Here is a 15958-nt window from a genome sequence, read left to right as displayed (position 1 = left end):
ACGCATGTCTTTTGTGTTTTTAATTCTCTTTTTCCTCGCTAATCAAATGAAAATTATCAAATGGAAGAATTAAAAACAAAAAATAGCATCAAAATTTAATTAAGGATGCTATTTTCTGAATGCGCCTTCCATAGCTTAGGCTATGCAAATAACTCGTAGCAGGCTAAAACAAATAAGCAATGTCGTTTTCTGTAGCTCATTTTAATTCATAATTGGTATAAGAGATTCCCATCTTCATGGGAATGGTATACTATAATATATAAAACATCAAACCTACTTTTACGGCATTCATATCCATTTTGTTTCCATTTAAACTAGCATCACTGGAAAAAATGGGATTCAAAGCATAATACAAAAATACATTCCATGTATTATAGCCCGCACTAAGCGTTAAACCATATTGGAAATTATTGAAGTCCTTGATATTACCATATCTAATCTTTCCTAGTTCACCCCTATACTTTGTGGTATGTGCAAATACATAACCAAGCTTAAAACCAGTATAGATACGCCAAAAATTATAGTCTGTCGCCGTAGATGTACGCCATCTAAACTCTATAGGGAGTTCAATTAAATGGCTTGAGAATTTGTTTTTAGTGAACGTATTACTATCCAAAACACTATAAATAATACTCCCCGTGTTATCTTTATTTATGAGTAAGTTTTGATTAAATGAATTAGCGGAATATCCAAGACCTAAACCTATGGCTACATTTCTGTTTTTATTGATAGGCATATCTTTGATAAAACCTAGATGAAACCCCAAAGAAAAACCACTTTGCGAAACATCTGTTGGCATTTTACCAAGTAAGTTATACGTAATACCTGCATAAAATTGATCCTCCTTATAAAGTGAGTCAATAGCCTTATCATTAGTTTCCTGAGCAAAGCAGCACACAAAACCCGCTAAAAAAAATATGGAAATAAATAGTTGTTTCATCAATAAATCTATTATACCAATTTGGATATAAAATATCGTATTAAAGCCGATGTTTTTTTAAAATATAAAAACGCTGTGATTGTGATTAGATTGCATAGTATCACTCAATGTCATTAAGTTAAGGCCGTAATGTCAGTCTGAGCCTTTCGTCTCCGCTCAAGATAAACTGTAACCGAAGTACTCAATGTGACAAAAAAGAACAAATCACCTTCACTTAATGACATTGAGCATCGCTACGGAATTTATGACCAAGGATTTTAAATTTAAAAAGCCTGTACTCAACTTCCTGCCTGCCGGCGAGGCAGGGATTGCATAAACGAGTCGACATGCGACATTTTATACTCAAACTGGTATCATTACACTAACATATAGCTAAATCAATATAATACCATTTTCACTTTAACGTTTTTTAAAAATAAAAAAGCGTTTTGAATTATCAAAACGCCTTTTTTATAAAATATAAGAGCATAAAACTATTCTCTTCCCAATACCGAACCTTTTTTAGTGGTATAGTTAATTTTAAGCGCATTTACTTTTCTTAACTCTTGCTTAATATCACCAATTAAACCCATGTTAGCATCGCTATCAACTTTTAAAGCTGTCGTTAAAAATGGGATTAATTCTTCACGTTTAGAAGCTCTCTCTGCAGCTATAAAAGCAGCTATCTCTTTTACACTGGCAAAATCATCATTCAACTGTATTCTTGTTTCTTTACCATACTGTTTATAATTAGCACTTGGTTTACCGGCATATATATACATCACCAAATCCTTTTTATCCAACTTTTCCACTTGATCTGCAAACGGTAAGTTATTCTCTATTTTTAAAGTGTTTTGCCTCATTACTGTTGCCACCATAAAAAAGAACAATAACATAAATACAATATCTGGTAAAGATGCTGTATTAACCGCTGGCATGTCACCACTTTTTTTCTTTTTAAATTTAGACATATCTATAAATGTTAAATTATTGTTGTACTTCAGAAAGCTTCTGAGGGTAATCAATTTTTATTTGATCTATCCTCTCTTTTAACCTTTCCTTATTCCCTGGCCAATTTACATCTTTATAGTTTTCCTCCATTTCATCAAAAGGCTTTCCATATAGCGATTGAGCTCTGGCATTCCTTAATTCGTTATAAGCTGCCACCAATTCATTTTGAACAGCTATATAAGTCTTATAAGTCGTTTCGCGCTCATTCTTTAAAGATATAATTGCTTTATCCGGGTTATCGGAAGAAGACTTATCTTTTTTTCCATTACAGTAATCACATGATCCGTCGCCGCCATTATCTAAAAACTCTTTGGCTGCTTGTCTTAAATCCTTAAGTTCCATTAATTCATCTTCTACAAGCAGTTGATCTTTACCGTTTAATAAAACGGTAAATATGTTTTTTTGCTTGATGACCACATCTTCTTCAGATTCTTCCATAGGTGGAAGTTTTCGGTTAATCCCGGAATCTGTTTCAATGGTAGTCGTTACTAAGAAAAATATTAATAGTAAGAACGCAATATCGGCCATGGAGCCTGCATTTACTTCTGGTGCTGCTCTTTTTGCCATAATTTATTTATTAAATATTTTTTTTGCTCCTGAAAACACCATAGCTCCTACCGCTAAAATAGCTAATACGTAAAATGTATATAATCCTGCTCCAACTTTTTTAGATGTCGCTTCTGTAACATCTTGTCCTTTATCTGTAAAAGGTGTTAAATCTAAATCTGTACCCGAAGATATAGAATAAGAAATAAAGACGATGACCAAAAAGGCACCAACGGTCATTAATGTTTTTTTAATATTTCCAGCAAAGAGCCCTTTTATAACGAATATAAAAACCATTACTAATATTAATCCAAGTACAGCGTATGCAATGTATAACATGTTTCCACTCATACTAAGCACACTTTCAAGCTCTTTTTTTTCATCAGTTGCTATTATCATTAGCGCAAAAATCGCGCCAATAATAGCAAGTGCAAAAGCTATTATTTTTAAAACTTTATGTAATTTCATAATTTTTTATATTTAATTATTACTTTTTATTTCTAATCAATAGATCCATTAACGTGATAGAAGCATCTTCCATATCGTTAACAATACTATCGATTTTAGCAATAATATAATTGTAAAAAATTTGAAGTATAATAGCCACTATCAAACCAAATACGGTTGTTAAAAGTGCTACTTTAATACCTCCAGCAACAAGAGATGGTTGCATATCTCCAGCCGCTTCAATTTTATCGAATGCTTGAATCATACCAATTACCGTACCCATGAAACCAAGCATTGGTGCTAAGGCGATAAATAACGATATCCAAGATACATTTTTTTCTAATTGTCCCATTTGAACACCTCCGTAAGCTACAACAGCTTTTTCAGCAGCTTCAATACCTTCATCTGTTCTATCCAGTCCTTGATAATAAATAGATGCAATAGGCCCTTTTGTATTTCTGCATACTTCTTTTGCAGCTTCAACACCACCTGAAGATAAGGCATCCTCTACATTTTGTGTTAACTTTTTTGTATTTGTAGTTGAAAGGTTTAAAAAGATAATTCTTTCTATAGCAATTGCTAAACCAAGAATTAAACATAATAATACAATGCCCATAAAACCTGCACCACCTTCAATAAAACGTTTTTTCAATTCTTGATGAAATCCAAGATTTTCACCTTCAGCAGCAGCTGCTTCTGGCTCTTCTTGAATAGTGTTAACAGTAGTTGTTACAGCTGTATTTGTGTTTGCAATTGTCGTTGCATTAGTAGTTCCGAATGCCATCATTCCTGTTATGGCAAGGAGAGAAAATAATCTTTTCATGTTCTAGATCTTAAATATTAGTTAAAGTTGTTAAAGATATTAAAAAAAAAGCAATTAGAGACAAAATAACAGCAGAGAGGAAGGGATTCGAACCCTCGATACGCTTTTGGCGTATACACACTTTCCAGGCGTGCGCCTTCGACCACTCGGCCACCTCTCTGTAATTTTAATTGAACATTAATTACGGGGGCTCAAATAACAAAAAAAACTTTGAACGTTAAAATTTTGAGAGTTAATTTTAAGACATTTCACCTCTTAATGGTGATTCATAGGTGGTTTTTAGGTAATTACCAGAAATATTTTGCCCCAATAAATACATTAATTTACTTATTGCAGCCTCTGTTGTAATATCTTTTCCAGAAATAACCCCTATATTTTTTAGCGCATTGCTCGTTTCATAATGTCCCATCATAACACTTCCGCCAGAACATTGAGTAATATTTACAATGTGTATCCCTTTTGAAATACTCTCCTTTAACATATTGATAAACCATTTTTCGGTGGTACAATTTCCAGCACCATAAGTCTCTATTATAACAGCTTTTAAGTTTGACGTATTAAAAATACTTTGCAAAACGTTTTCCGTAATTCCGGGAAAAAGCTTTATCAATGCAATATTATTGTCTAAATTTTTATGGACCTTTAAAGCTTTTTTTAAATTGGGCTTAAACAAATATTCCTCGTTAACCTTTAAATGCACCCCAGACTCTGCTAATTCTGAATAGTTCAAAGATGCAAAGGCTTCAAAATGTTCCGCATTTATTTTTGTGGTCCTGTTAGCCCTATATAGTTTATATTCAAAATACAAACACACCTCTTTAATTAATGGCCTACCATTACTTTGCAACGAAGCTACTTGTATAGAGGTAATTAAATTTTCTTTTGCATCTGTTCTTAAATCACCTATGGGTAATTGAGATCCGGTAAATATGACTGGTTTTGCTAAATTTTCCAACATAAAGCTTAATGATGAAGCAGTATAACTCATGGTATCACTTCCATGTAAAACCACAAAACCATCAAATGCTTCATAACTAGTTTCTATTATTTCAGCAATTTGAACCCAATATTTTGGATTCATATTACTTGAATCTATAGGTTCTTTAAAGGATATGGTATCAATATAACAGTCTAAAAGTTGTAATTCTGGGATTTTTTCCAACAGCGTTTTAAAATCGAATGCACGAAGTGATCCTGTTTTAAAATCTTTAACCATACCTATGGTTCCTCCAGTATATATTAGTAATATTTTTGGTTTCATCTCGCTCATATTTTAAACTTTAAAAACATCTTTAGAATTTTTAGTGGTAATGGCTGCTATATCTTCTAAAGGCATACCATATACATCTACCAATTTTTCTAATACTTTTATAACATAAGCACTTTCATTTCGTTTTCCTCTATATGGTACCGGGGCCAAATAAGGGGCATCTGTTTCTAAAACAATATGTTTTATATCTATTTGGTTTAAAAACGTATCAATCTTTCCGTTCTTAAAAGTAACAACGCCTCCTATCCCTAATTTCATATTATAGGACATCGCTTGATACGCCTGTTTTAATGTTCCCGTAAAACAGTGAAAAACACCAAATAAATCGTCTCCTTTTTCTGTTTCTAAAACTTCAAATATTTCATCAAATGCTTCTCTGCAATGTATAACTATTGGTAATTTATATTGCTTTGCAAGCCTAATTTGATGCTTAAATGCTTCTTGTTGAATTCCTAATGTTGATTTATCCCAGTATAAATCAATTCCAATTTCGCCTACAGCATAAAAATGCCGTTTTGCAAGCATCTCTTCTACATGCTTTAACTCTTCTTTATAATTGCCCTTTACGTGTGTGGGATGCAAGCCCATCATTAAAAATATATTATTGGGATACTCTTTTTCAAGTTGAAGCATAGCTTCTGTATACCCAGAATCTATTGCTGGAATGAAAAATCGTGAAACCCCTTGATTTATGGCAAGGTCAATAATCGCGTTTCTATCTTCATCAAAAGCTTCGCTATATAAATGGGTATGCGTATCTGTAATAATCATTTGGTAAAAATAAAAAAGTCATCATTAAATTGATGACTTTCTTTAAGCTTATTTAAACCCTATTAATTATAGTTCAAATTTAATGCAAATTCAAACCGTAAGTTATATGACCTTCAAAATAAATCCCGTATCCCGTCTGCACTCAATGAGACAACTCTAGCAGACATACATCCCCTATTCCAATTTCTTAATTAATTTTTGTGCTTGTTCATAATCTTCTGCATCTTCTGGGATGCTTCTTAATATCTTTAAACAAGCATTATAATCTTTCTGTTTTAATTTACTTAAAGCCAAATACCATGCTGCTTTGTTTTTATAAACAGACGCCTCGTTAGAAAGTTTATTAAATAGACCCTCTGCTTCATCAAACTCATCTAATTCCAACAGGGCAACACCTCTATATAATTGCCATTCTTTATTGGAACCATCGAGAGCTAATAACTGTCCAAAAACGATCTCAGCTTTAGCAAAATCTTTATCATTAAAAGCGTTCTCAGCTGTTTTTAAAAGTTCATCTTGTCCTCCCCTAACCGTTAAACTAATGACTTCATAATTATTGTAATCGTTGAAAGTCGGGTTGGAAAAATTGTTAAACGTAAAGATTCCCATTAATAATACCACACTTGCTGCTATAGCATAGTGCCAAGGTTTAAAATGTAGGGCTTCTTTAGTTGTTTCTTGTTTTTCAAAATATGTGTTGGAAATGGCCTTTAAATTATTCTGAAATCCAGTAGAAGCCGCTTCATTTTCAAATTTATGCTCTAAAAAAGCAGATAGTTCTTTATATGTATTAAATGCTTGATTAAAATCTGATTCATTTTTTAATCGTGCTTCAAAGGCGGCTATTTCATCTCGGGATAATTCCTTAGATAAATAGGATTCGAATAATATATAATCTTGATCTTCCATGATAATTAGTTATTAAGTTGGTTAAACTTTGGTGATTTTTGAACCAGCTCAGTCAATTTACCAATACATAAAGATTTCTTTTTTCTAGCATAAGCATACGTTACGCCTAAACTTTTTGCTACTTCTTCCATAGACTTAATTTTAAAGGTAGCTGTTAATAAATCTTTACAAGCGGTTCCTAGTTTTTGAAACATTTCTGTAAATAAAGCTTGCTTTTCACCAAATACAGATGTTTCAAAAGCTAGTTCTTGAGCCTCGTCACCTTTAGATAAAACGTCTTCATTAATTGTTACCTCTTTATTAGAAGATTTTTTTAATTCGTTTAACCATTTACGTTTACATAACAGAAAGAAATACGCATCAAATGGGCAAGTAAGTTGTAATTTATTTTCACTTGCTTGATTATAAATCGTTATTAAAGTATCCTGAATGACGTCTTGGGCCTTATCACTATCGCCACTGTTTTTTCTTATATAGTTAATAACCTTAGGAGCAAACCTATCATATATAGCTTGTATAATAAACGAATTGTTTTTAAGCAGCCCGTCTATATATTTCTGATCCTCGTGTATTTTTTTTTTACTCATTACCCCTTGTATTTGCTACTAAAGTAAAAAAACTTTGAAATAAAAGGGTAACAATTTTTAAATGGTTCTTATATAAGGGTGTGACAGTAAAAAATACTGAAACAGTTAATTAATCCATTAAAATTTAGAAATCATGAAAATCACAAAGAAATTTCACGAACACTTAAATAATATTAATGACGTGAGCAAAAAATCAATTTTAATTATAGGTACTGTGGTATTATCAATACTAAACGCTCATGCTACGACCTTAATATCGAACCTTAACACCACAACTATTGGTGCAACTATTACAAATGAAAACATACTTAAGGTGTATGACTGGAAAGTGGAAACCGATAAAGGGCTTTATTCTGGAACATCATTTTCTATAGAAGACGCAAAACAGATGATTCTTTTAACAAGCTCGGGAGACATTGTAAGAGCATTCAAAATTGAAAGTTATTTTGTTTTGAGAACGGAAGCAAAAAACAACTCTAAAAGAAATTATTTCTGGGAAGTCGAAACCGTAACAGGACATGCAAAAGGATATGCTTCAACTGAAGCTTATGCACATAAAATGATGCAATTAGTTGCCTCTGGTGATGCTATTGTCTCTAAAAAAATAATCAGTCAACCTCAACAATAAAAAATAATTACCAAAACAGGGTAACAAAATACTTGCCCTGTTTATATAAACTTGAATAATAAATTTTAAACCCAATTAATCATGAGAAATTTTAAACACATTTTAGGAACTATTTTAATGTCAGCTTTATTATTAACTAGCTGTTCAAAAAATGACGATGGCGATGGTGATATTTTAATTCGCCCAACTGCTGAAGATTTCAATAATCTAAAAGACGCAGCCTTAGAAAACTTAACACAAACATTTCAATTTAATGCCGATGATGGAAATGTAACGCTAACATCTGAAAAAGGGGTGCAGATTCACATTAACGGTGCTTGTTTGACTTTAAACGGAGACGCTGTAACTGGAACTGTAGATATAGAATTTGTTGAGCTTTTTGACAAAGGAAGTATGCTTACAACGAACAAACCTACTATGGGAACTTTACCAAATGGCGATAAAGCATTGCTTATTTCTGGAGGGGAATTCTTTGTAAATGCAACCCAAAACGGTGCCGCCTTAGAAACTACCTGTGGATTTCAAATGCAAATTCCAGCAGATTTAACAGGAGGTGTAGATAATGATATGATACTGTGGGAAGGTAAAATAGACCAAGACGGAAACCTTGTTTGGGATGAAGTTAGAGAAGATAATGCAGGGGGACAAGGCGGTGTGTTTGGAGAAGGAAACCAATACTACGGCTTTTTTCAATCGTTTGGATGGTCTAACGTAGATCGTTTTTATAATGATCCTCGTCCAAAGACAACCATTCTAGTTGGTGTCCCTGAAGGGTATGATAATACGAACAGCTCTGTTTATATATCTTATGATGGAGAAGACACTGGCTTAGCAAACTTAGACACTTACGATGCTCAAACTGGTTTATTTAGTGAGCATTACGGACAAATCCCTATTGGATTAGAATGTCATATCATTTTTGCTACCGAAGATGGAGATAACTGGAAATATGCTATAAAAGCGGTAACTATCACAGAAAATGGTGTTATAACATTTACCGACGGTGAAACGTCTGTAGCTACAGAAGCGCAATTAACAACCATAATTAATGGCTTACCATAAACGTCTACTCATTTTGATTATCTACTTATGGGGTTGACTTCAATGGTTGACCCGGGTATTAAACCAGAAACTTCAAGTTTCTGGTTTTTTTTTGAGAACTATCTTCCTTTCAAGATGAGCTTACAGCCGCTTACTTTTTTAACTCAGAACTTATTTTTTAATAGAAGATCAATATCAGGCTATTGTTTGCTTATTAGAAACTTATCAAATTCCTGTTTTGTGCTTAGAAATTTCAGCATACCTCTAAAGGTATACATTTTATCAGGAGCTGGCACATAATCATACAGAAATTTGATAATTTCCAGCCTATCTTTATCAAAATTGAATATGGCTACGATTTCCTTTAGCTGCTCCATTGATAAACATTTTTTTTCTATATGTATTTTTGCCATGTCCTTTTGTTTATTTGAAAACTTTTGATCCTCAATCGATATAAGGACTTGTGAAAACTCCCCATTACCAACATGGCAGTCATTATCGGGATAAGGAACCGTATCTGGGCCTCCAAATGCCAAACCATCCTCTATATACATTTTTAGATCATCTTTATAATAGGTATGGCTTATAAGTTGCAAGCTTTTCATGAAATTTTCCATATCAAAACATTTATCAAATGCAAATTTTAGAAAAGCCAATCGGTTTTTTTCCAATTGCAGCTCCAAACCTAATTTCATTATTTGAGCAGTCGAAAAGCAATGTGTGGTCACTTGTTGTTTTAAAAACTCCAGTTGTTGATTGTCATTTTTGTCAAACAATAAATGGCTAAAAAAATAATCAAAGTCATTTTGTGCCATAGGCAAACCACAATTAACTCCCGTCTGGCCTACATAGCCATCTGAATTTGGAAAATCAATAGCCGAATAATCCCTGTTGGGATCAGGGTAATTATCTGGTTCTAAACTCCCATCGGTGGCCTGGGTATTATGGTATAGCCTGATGGCATAAGAAAGTGTAGAGAATGTGTCATAAATATTGAAAAAATTATTCTTATCAATGATTTTGGGATATGCCATTAAACAAAGGCGATATTTAATTTTATCATTGGGCATATAGTAACATACATCCAATAACTGCAAGGTAGTACGCCATTCGGTCGTAAAATATTGTCTGGCATGGTCATAACGAACGCCCCTATTGGGACTTGCCTGGATAGAAGCAATGAATTCCTTAAATACCTTATCTGAGTTTGCATTATTGTTCTGGGCCCATACTTGTTTATGCATTAATAATACTAATATCAATGCGAATACGATAATTGTTGTTCTTTTCATTCTTTTTTATAAATTAATAACTAAAAATCAACCCTACTCAAAATTAATGCCATTATTTCTATTTTTAATTAGCCCCCATGTTAAGCTTCGACATTGTGCCTGTTGCACAACCGGCTCGAAAGCTGAATTACCTAAGCCAGCTTACGGTAGATACGGCACATCATGTAATTACAGATATCAAGGCCTACTATACAGACGGCAAGGACAACCAGCAGTTACAGGATATCGTGGTCCGCGTACAGCACCGCCTACACCGCGAGGGGCTGGCCTGGGAAAACTGCGCGGCAGATACGGGTTACGGCAGTGGCGAGAACTACGCCTTTCTGGAAGATAGAAATCTCAAGAGCTTTACCCCGCCTCATGGCACCTACAAGGGCTGCCCGGATGGCTTTGCCCATAACGAGACCGAAGATCATTATGTGTGTTCCCAAGGCAAAATCATTCCGTTTAAAAAGGTATTTTATGAAACGAAAAACCAGACCAAAAGAAGGAATACCGCGCCTCGAAGAAAGTCTGTATCGACTGCCCGATATGCAGCGCGTGTTTAGGCAGGAGCGGACAGGAAAAGAAGTTTACCGTAACCTATTACCGCGCCGAGTACGAGCGTAACATAGCCCGAGTGAACAGCCCCCTCAGGGGCGCTACATGAAAGCCAAGCGGCAAAGCACGGTGGAACCCGTTTTTGGAACGCCCACCCAGTTTATGGGACTCAGAAAAATCAATACCATTGGCATCAAACAGGCAAACAAGCGCATGCAGCTCTCGGCCATTGCCTACAACCTTAAAAAATACCTGTAGTTCATTGAAAAACACTGTAAGAGCGGGGCGGCAGGCCTGTCCAATGTCCGTTTTGCCTTTAAAGCTGCCCTACGATGCTTTTTACTTCTTTTTAAGCCCCATGGTTTTAGGGTGCAGGGAATTTACACGGCAAAATAAAAGCCCTTAAAAGGGCTTATCCGTATCCTGTTTTTGGAACATCAAGGGCTTGTGCAACGGTTACCATTGTTGTAGGTAGTTATTTTTTATAAAATTGAAGGCGATTATTAAATAGAAAATTAATCGTGTCTGAATTTATCTCAAAGGTTACTTTATTACCATTTTCTAAATCAAAAAACTCATAGTCATTCAGCGGTATAAACTCAGCAGGTCGTGGAATATTTTCACCAGTAAAAACCAGCAAACCATTTTCACGCTTGATATTAACCGTTAATTCTCTCCCTGTTCTTAATAATTTATATTGACCTTCAAATCTGCTTAATTCTTGTTCAGACAATCTTTCCATATGAAAAGGGTTCGGAGAATCTATAAAATCTAATTCATAATACCTGCACACAGCTCTTACAATTTCATCAATAAGCTTTTTACCATTATCCGCATTGGTCATAACTACCACGGCATCACCTGTATGAACATTTGCGTAAAAATTATTAGTAAATCCAGCATTCTTACCTCCATGTTGAAATATTAAAGAATCTACATCTCCTTTCAACGAAGGTCCCAATCCCCAATCGTTCTGATGTTTGGTCAGCATCATGTCCACAGTTTGTTTTGTGAGTATACCGTCAGATTTTCCCTTTGCGATTTCCTGAATTTCAATGCAATACTTAGCGAGGTCAGTAGAGGTAGTCCATAACCCAGCCGCTGCTTGTTCGGGATAATTGTGATATAGTCCATCAATTAATTTACCCGCACTATCATATGCTGCACTTACATTGGAATAATTTAGGGGTTTTAACGGCTGATCAAACGTACTGTTGTCCATTCCTATGGGTTCTAGTACTTTTTTCAACATATATTCTTCAAAGGGCAATCCGCTCATATCTTCCACCGCTGTTTCCATTATAGTATATCCTCCACCAGAGTAGCGCCAAATAGAACCTGGAATAGTGTCTATTGTAACTTTATTAGAATTTCCTTCCCCATTCAAGACTTGTTCATTGGTAGGAAATATTTCATTAGGTTTATATCCACGAAACCCATGTACAGTTACTCCAGCTGTATGCGACATCAACTTTCTTAAAGTAACCCTTTCTTTTTCTGTAAATTTATTTTCAGGTACTTTCCAACTGGTCAAATATGTATTAACATCCTCATCTATATCTATGTTTTTATCTTCAACCAATTTCAATACGGCAAGTGCAGCGATTGGTTTGCTTATTGAACCAGCTTGAAAAAGGGTCTTTGAATTAACCAAGGTGCTATCATTGGTATTAGCTATACCATAGCCTTTTGCCCATCTAATTTTACCATCCCGCACAATAGCAATACTTACACCTGGTACATTATGAAATTGCATTCTTTCAAATATTGAAAATGATTTTGGTTCCCGCCCCTTAATTACATTTCCTCTTATCAGGCTATTTTCAATTATACTAATTTCTTCATCTATACTAGTTGAATGCTGCGGGTTACAACCTAAAATGACAACACACAAAGTAATATAGAAGATTGTATTTTTAATTTTCATCTATTTAAGTTTTTTGATAATTACCTACAACTGTCTCGTATAACCGTCAGTTACGGGATTAAAGTTAATGATTTTTGGTTAAGCACTGACGTTAGCAATTCCGAGTGGATTCGGACGTAGTCGAATCCGCCGTAATTGCGGTTATACATTGTTGTGCTTTCGTACTTTTTATCCATTGTAATAAATTGATTTGTCCAATTGATGAAAAAGAAACGAAATCATACTTAAAAAATCCAAACATTCTTGTTTGTTAATCGGCCAATCTAATGCAGGTTCATGAGCTGTAGGATTTCTAACAGCTCTCATTAGTCCGCCAGAGAGAAATTTAACTCCGTCTTGAACATTTCTTTCCGTTTCAGTCATTCCAAAGTTTAGTTTCAGTACTCCATTTAAACTAAAAGCTGACATCATTAAATCCTGTCCATCTTTGTCGGATTGAGCTTTTTGTTTTACAGAATAATTAAACGCTTTTGCAGATTCAAAAACTGAATGAAAATAGTTTTGTTGTAAAAACAATTTTTTTGAATGTCTGATTATTTCAGGATGATAATTTCGAGAGTAAAATTCGTTCAAGTGGTCTTTGTTGACAGCATTGTAATCACATCCATTTGCAATCAAAAATTCCGAAATGCTACCTTTCTGTTCATCGGGTGCAAGTTCCATACAGAATTTCACAAGTCTTTTGTTTCTCTCTTCCTTTGTCAGACTTGTTTTTCCCAAAGTCATAATCCAGTTATAAACTTCTTGGGCACGAACAGATGTTATTGAATCATTTGCAAAACTTTCTTTTCTTACTTTCAAAATTGATTGTCCAACACGATTAATTTCGTTTACAGATGTATCATATTTCAATCTGTCTCCAATTTGTGTTGCAATTAACCTTATTTCCATTCTTTATCTGCGGTTTGTCAGTATGAAGCACAACGCTTATGTGTCGAGTAGACAAGGGGAATCTCACCCCGAGCCTCTCACAGAACCGTACGTGATAGGCTCCCATCATACGGCTCTTCTTATACAAATCTACATTTAATTTGAATAACCTAGACTCCAATGATAAAATAGGTTAGGAAATTGTTCCCTAACTCTGTTCAACCATTTATAGGCTTTGATCAAATTATGTCGGTATCTCTTGTACCGATACCTTGCCCATCTTACCAGTTTGATACGAAGCACATAAAATACTTTGGACAAATTATATCCGCGATATTTACCAAAGTAACGTATCCATCCCCTGAGCTTAGGGTTCAAATGGTGTGCAGTACCAACAATGCTATCACACCGCATCCTGGGGATTCCCGTTTTCCTGATGTTCTCAAACATCCGTGATCTTGATTGGATGCTCATCGCACAATCGTAGCCCAGATAAAAGTCATGCCTCCTAAATGACGCCTGCCGCTTAGCCAGTAAACAGGTGACCGCTAAACTTATCATGTTTGTCATACTTCAAACATTTTTGACAGAAGGTTGCACTTTCTCGACACTTCATCAGAGGTTCATTTGCATTCATCTCCTTTATTCATACCTGACCACGCTCATGGCGCGGCCGTTTCCATAACGCTCAATACCTTGACTCTTTACCAAAGCACCTTATGGGGGTTTGACACTCTTCCCTGTAGAACAGCACCGGTGGGTCGGTTCCACCATCTTATAAACAGTTGCGTAACGAATTTCAGCCGTTCGTTACTCTCGGCACACATATGAAAAGTAGCCGACTGCGTGGCACTTTCCTGTCAAGTTACTAGTAAGTTGATGCGGGCTAAAGCCCTAGAAAAAACTACTATCTCGGCTATTATTTTTATACATTGTTAGCGGTATGGGCTTTTAATATTTTACCTTTTTTCTTCTTTTCCAATAAACTAAAATCCCGACCAAAAGCAAAAGAAAGAGAAGGCTTGCCACAACTCTGACCACAACATATTCAGGGTTTCTATAGGAATCTGGAGTAAGCGAATTAGGTTTCAAGTAAATATGACCGTTTCGATTGTCGAGTATAAAGTTGAACCGTTTGAGCAAGTCATTTCCCAATATCAGATGGAGCCCATTACCATCCATCTTTTGGGCAACATAATTAAACCCTGAAAATTCATAACTGCCAATACTTAGCTTTGGAATAAACGCTTTATTGTCAATCCCGATCATTTTCTTTAATTCACCTAGCATTTTGTTGGTTGTGGAGACATCACTGCTGTTCAGGATAGAAGTGTAAGCCCCCGTATCGAACATCATCCAGCCTTTTTGGGTTTTTCCTTGAAATGTGAGACTACCTTCTATAAATGGAATAGTACCCCCATCACGAATAATGTTGTGTTTTGAATAACTTGAATTCAGATGAGGCAGAGTGTCGTGAATCACCAAAATTTTTTGATCATAGTCTATTTCTATTATTTTGTTTTTGAATAGTGAATTCCCTACAATTAGGTCTTCTCGGTAGGTCATATTATCGGCTACCGCAATTTTAACACTATCCCAAACCAGATTTCCTATTTCCAGAGAGTTTGTGCTCGCGGCAGGGACTTGGTTTGTACCATCTGAATTGTGAAGGGTAATGGTTTCGTCAAATTCCATTTTCACCTTCTCAACGGATGATTTTTTGATAATTGTTCCACCATTACCTAAATCAAACTGGATATCCAGTAGCTGAGAATCGTTTATCCTTCCTTTCAGGTATATCTTATCATTGTCACCCAAAATAAAGGAAAGAGTGTCCGGATCTGGTGAAATCCTTTTTCGAGTGTACGAGTCAAGGTTTTTGTATGTAGCAGAAATGCGGGTAAAGCAACTGTCTTTCCCGTTCAGTAAAACGATAAAATCGTAATTTTCTCTATATTTTACATCGAATGAAATGGAATCCAAATCAGTGATGAAGGTAACTTGGTGTGGTTTTTCGGGGATTTCTACATAGTAAAAGTCAGGCTTCCTATCTGGAAATATGTACCAATACCCTTTCTTGAAGTGATTTCCATCCCTGATGTCAACATTTTTAGTAGAAGCTCTTGTAGTGGGCAAGTCACTTTGGGCAAGAGTCAATTGTCCCACCATTCCAAGAAGAGATGTTAAAATTAATTTATGTATCATAGTCCTTGTTATTTTATATTCTCTCAGCCTTACCGCTAACGTTCTGTGTCGAGTAGACAAGGGGGATTTCACCCCGAGCCTCTCACAGAACCGTACGTGATAGTCTCCCATCATACGGCTCTTCTTATACAAATCTATGCACTTAATTGGAATATCCAACATACCAGTGATA

The 15958-nt window shown here is 35.1% G+C and carries 18 protein-coding genes and 1 tRNA gene; 4 read left to right on the top strand and 15 right to left on the bottom strand.

The features are described from left to right. Nucleotides 1-250: 250 nt before the first annotated feature. From PQO00_RS20085 to PQO00_RS20040, 10 genes are all read right to left on the bottom strand, one after another. Complete coding sequence (locus PQO00_RS20085) at nt 251-940, bottom strand: porin family protein (protein ID WP_274186643.1); 690 nt, start codon at nt 938-940, stop codon at nt 251-253. Nucleotides 941-1413: 473 nt separating this feature from the next. After that, the gene (locus tag PQO00_RS20080) at nt 1414-1890 is read right to left on the bottom strand and encodes a biopolymer transporter ExbD (RefSeq protein WP_274186642.1); all 477 of its coding nucleotides are present in this window, start codon (nt 1888-1890) and stop codon (nt 1414-1416) included. Between the two features lie 16 nt (nt 1891-1906). Further along, entirely contained in the window at nt 1907-2497 is a 591-nt protein-coding gene (locus PQO00_RS20075; protein ID WP_274186641.1) for a biopolymer transporter ExbD, read from the bottom strand. A gap of 3 nt (nt 2498-2500) precedes the next feature. Continuing rightward, nucleotides 2501-2944 (bottom strand): hypothetical protein, encoded by a 444-nt coding sequence (locus PQO00_RS20070; RefSeq protein WP_274186640.1) that lies wholly within the window; start codon nt 2942-2944, stop codon nt 2501-2503. A 19-nt stretch (nt 2945-2963) separates the two neighbouring features. Further along, on the bottom strand, nt 2964-3746 hold the full coding sequence (locus PQO00_RS20065) for a MotA/TolQ/ExbB proton channel family protein (RefSeq protein WP_274186639.1): 783 nt from the start codon (nt 3744-3746) through the stop codon (nt 2964-2966). A gap of 72 nt (nt 3747-3818) precedes the next feature. Further along, nucleotides 3819-3906 (bottom strand) — tRNA-Ser (locus tag PQO00_RS20060). 78 nt (nt 3907-3984) lie between these two features. Further along, nucleotides 3985-5007, bottom strand: a complete 1023-nt coding sequence (locus PQO00_RS20055; RefSeq protein ID WP_274186638.1) for an asparaginase — start codon at nt 5005-5007, stop codon at nt 3985-3987. 12 nt (nt 5008-5019) lie between these two features. Next, nucleotides 5020-5787 (bottom strand): TatD family hydrolase, encoded by a 768-nt coding sequence (locus PQO00_RS20050; RefSeq protein ID WP_274186637.1) that lies wholly within the window; start codon nt 5785-5787, stop codon nt 5020-5022. A gap of 174 nt (nt 5788-5961) precedes the next feature. Continuing rightward, nucleotides 5962-6696, bottom strand: coding sequence for a hypothetical protein (locus PQO00_RS20045; RefSeq protein ID WP_274186636.1), 735 nt, complete (start codon nt 6694-6696; stop codon nt 5962-5964). Nucleotides 6697-6701: 5 nt separating this feature from the next. Beyond that, nucleotides 6702-7283: an RNA polymerase sigma factor gene (locus PQO00_RS20040; protein WP_274186635.1), complete on the bottom strand. Its 582-nt coding sequence runs from the start codon at nt 7281-7283 to the stop codon at nt 6702-6704. Between the two features lie 133 nt (nt 7284-7416). On the opposite strand from PQO00_RS20040, the gene PQO00_RS20035 reads away from it, so the two are divergent. Both PQO00_RS20035 and PQO00_RS20030 read left to right on the top strand, forming a co-directional pair. Continuing rightward, nucleotides 7417-7911: a hypothetical protein gene (locus PQO00_RS20035; protein ID WP_274186634.1), complete on the top strand. Its 495-nt coding sequence runs from the start codon at nt 7417-7419 to the stop codon at nt 7909-7911. Between the two features lie 81 nt (nt 7912-7992). After that, entirely contained in the window at nt 7993-8973 is a 981-nt protein-coding gene (locus PQO00_RS20030; protein WP_274186633.1) for a hypothetical protein, read from the top strand. Nucleotides 8974-9152: 179 nt separating this feature from the next. Here PQO00_RS20030 and PQO00_RS20025 read toward each other — a convergent pair whose 3' ends face one another. Beyond that, the gene (locus tag PQO00_RS20025; protein WP_274186632.1) at nt 9153-10244 is read right to left on the bottom strand and encodes a DUF4476 domain-containing protein; all 1092 of its coding nucleotides are present in this window, start codon (nt 10242-10244) and stop codon (nt 9153-9155) included. 77 nt (nt 10245-10321) lie between these two features. On the opposite strand from PQO00_RS20025, the gene PQO00_RS20020 reads away from it, so the two are divergent. Beyond that, entirely contained in the window at nt 10322-10792 is a 471-nt protein-coding gene (locus PQO00_RS20020) for a hypothetical protein (RefSeq protein WP_274186631.1), read from the top strand. Nucleotides 10793-10889: 97 nt separating this feature from the next. Continuing rightward, the gene (locus PQO00_RS20015; RefSeq protein WP_274186630.1) at nt 10890-11042 is read left to right on the top strand and encodes a transposase; all 153 of its coding nucleotides are present in this window, start codon (nt 10890-10892) and stop codon (nt 11040-11042) included. Between the two features lie 217 nt (nt 11043-11259). Here PQO00_RS20015 and PQO00_RS20010 read toward each other — a convergent pair whose 3' ends face one another. The 4 genes from PQO00_RS20010 to PQO00_RS19995 all read right to left on the bottom strand — a co-directional run bounded on the left by PQO00_RS20010 (nt 11260) and on the right by PQO00_RS19995 (nt 15786). Further along, nucleotides 11260-12711, bottom strand: a complete 1452-nt coding sequence (locus PQO00_RS20010; RefSeq protein WP_274186629.1) for a serine hydrolase — start codon at nt 12709-12711, stop codon at nt 11260-11262. Between the two features lie 168 nt (nt 12712-12879). Beyond that, the gene (locus PQO00_RS20005) at nt 12880-13602 is read right to left on the bottom strand and encodes a TIGR02391 family protein (protein ID WP_274186628.1); all 723 of its coding nucleotides are present in this window, start codon (nt 13600-13602) and stop codon (nt 12880-12882) included. 135 nt (nt 13603-13737) lie between these two features. Beyond that, the gene (locus PQO00_RS20000; protein ID WP_274186627.1) at nt 13738-14031 is read right to left on the bottom strand and encodes a group II intron maturase-specific domain-containing protein; all 294 of its coding nucleotides are present in this window, start codon (nt 14029-14031) and stop codon (nt 13738-13740) included. 501 nt (nt 14032-14532) lie between these two features. Then, on the bottom strand, nt 14533-15786 hold the full coding sequence (locus tag PQO00_RS19995; protein WP_274186626.1) for a pepsin/retropepsin-like aspartic protease family protein: 1254 nt from the start codon (nt 15784-15786) through the stop codon (nt 14533-14535). Nucleotides 15787-15958 lie beyond the last annotated feature (172 nt).

Origin of the sequence: Flavivirga sp. 57AJ16, from assembly GCF_028736925.1 — a bacterium.
Lineage (GTDB): Bacteria > Bacteroidota > Bacteroidia > Flavobacteriales > Flavobacteriaceae > Flavivirga.
This window is presented reverse-complemented; position numbering and strand designations above follow the sequence as displayed.

What these genes read in the sequence shown, in the direction of transcription:
- PQO00_RS20030 (WP_274186633.1), top strand. Translation starts at nt 7,993, where the DNA reads ATGAGAAATTTTAAACACATTTTAGGAACTATTTTAATGTCAGCTTTA.
- PQO00_RS20035 (WP_274186634.1), top strand. Translation starts at nt 7,417, where the DNA reads ATGAAAATCACAAAGAAATTTCACGAACACTTAAATAATATTAATGAC.
- PQO00_RS20005 (WP_274186628.1), bottom strand. Translation starts at nt 13,602, where the DNA reads ATGGAAATAAGGTTAATTGCAACACAAATTGGAGACAGATTGAAATAT.
- PQO00_RS20025 (WP_274186632.1), bottom strand. Translation starts at nt 10,244, where the DNA reads ATGAAAAGAACAACAATTATCGTATTCGCATTGATATTAGTATTATTA.
- PQO00_RS20010 (WP_274186629.1), bottom strand. Translation starts at nt 12,711, where the DNA reads ATGAAAATTAAAAATACAATCTTCTATATTACTTTGTGTGTTGTCATT.
- PQO00_RS20040 (WP_274186635.1), bottom strand. Translation starts at nt 7,283, where the DNA reads ATGAGTAAAAAAAAAATACACGAGGATCAGAAATATATAGACGGGCTG.
- PQO00_RS20070 (WP_274186640.1), bottom strand. Translation starts at nt 2,944, where the DNA reads ATGAAATTACATAAAGTTTTAAAAATAATAGCTTTTGCACTTGCTATT.
- PQO00_RS20015 (WP_274186630.1), top strand. Translation starts at nt 10,890, where the DNA reads ATGAAAGCCAAGCGGCAAAGCACGGTGGAACCCGTTTTTGGAACGCCC.
- PQO00_RS20065 (WP_274186639.1), bottom strand. Translation starts at nt 3,746, where the DNA reads ATGAAAAGATTATTTTCTCTCCTTGCCATAACAGGAATGATGGCATTC.
- PQO00_RS19995 (WP_274186626.1), bottom strand. Translation starts at nt 15,786, where the DNA reads ATGATACATAAATTAATTTTAACATCTCTTCTTGGAATGGTGGGACAA.
- PQO00_RS20000 (WP_274186627.1), bottom strand. Translation starts at nt 14,031, where the DNA reads ATGTTTGAGAACATCAGGAAAACGGGAATCCCCAGGATGCGGTGTGAT.
- PQO00_RS20020 (WP_274186631.1), top strand. Translation starts at nt 10,322, where the DNA reads ATGTTAAGCTTCGACATTGTGCCTGTTGCACAACCGGCTCGAAAGCTG.
- PQO00_RS20050 (WP_274186637.1), bottom strand. Translation starts at nt 5,787, where the DNA reads ATGATTATTACAGATACGCATACCCATTTATATAGCGAAGCTTTTGAT.
- PQO00_RS20045 (WP_274186636.1), bottom strand. Translation starts at nt 6,696, where the DNA reads ATGGAAGATCAAGATTATATATTATTCGAATCCTATTTATCTAAGGAA.
- PQO00_RS20075 (WP_274186641.1), bottom strand. Translation starts at nt 2,497, where the DNA reads ATGGCAAAAAGAGCAGCACCAGAAGTAAATGCAGGCTCCATGGCCGAT.
- PQO00_RS20055 (WP_274186638.1), bottom strand. Translation starts at nt 5,007, where the DNA reads ATGAAACCAAAAATATTACTAATATATACTGGAGGAACCATAGGTATG.
- PQO00_RS20085 (WP_274186643.1), bottom strand. Translation starts at nt 940, where the DNA reads ATGAAACAACTATTTATTTCCATATTTTTTTTAGCGGGTTTTGTGTGC.
- PQO00_RS20080 (WP_274186642.1), bottom strand. Translation starts at nt 1,890, where the DNA reads ATGTCTAAATTTAAAAAGAAAAAAAGTGGTGACATGCCAGCGGTTAAT.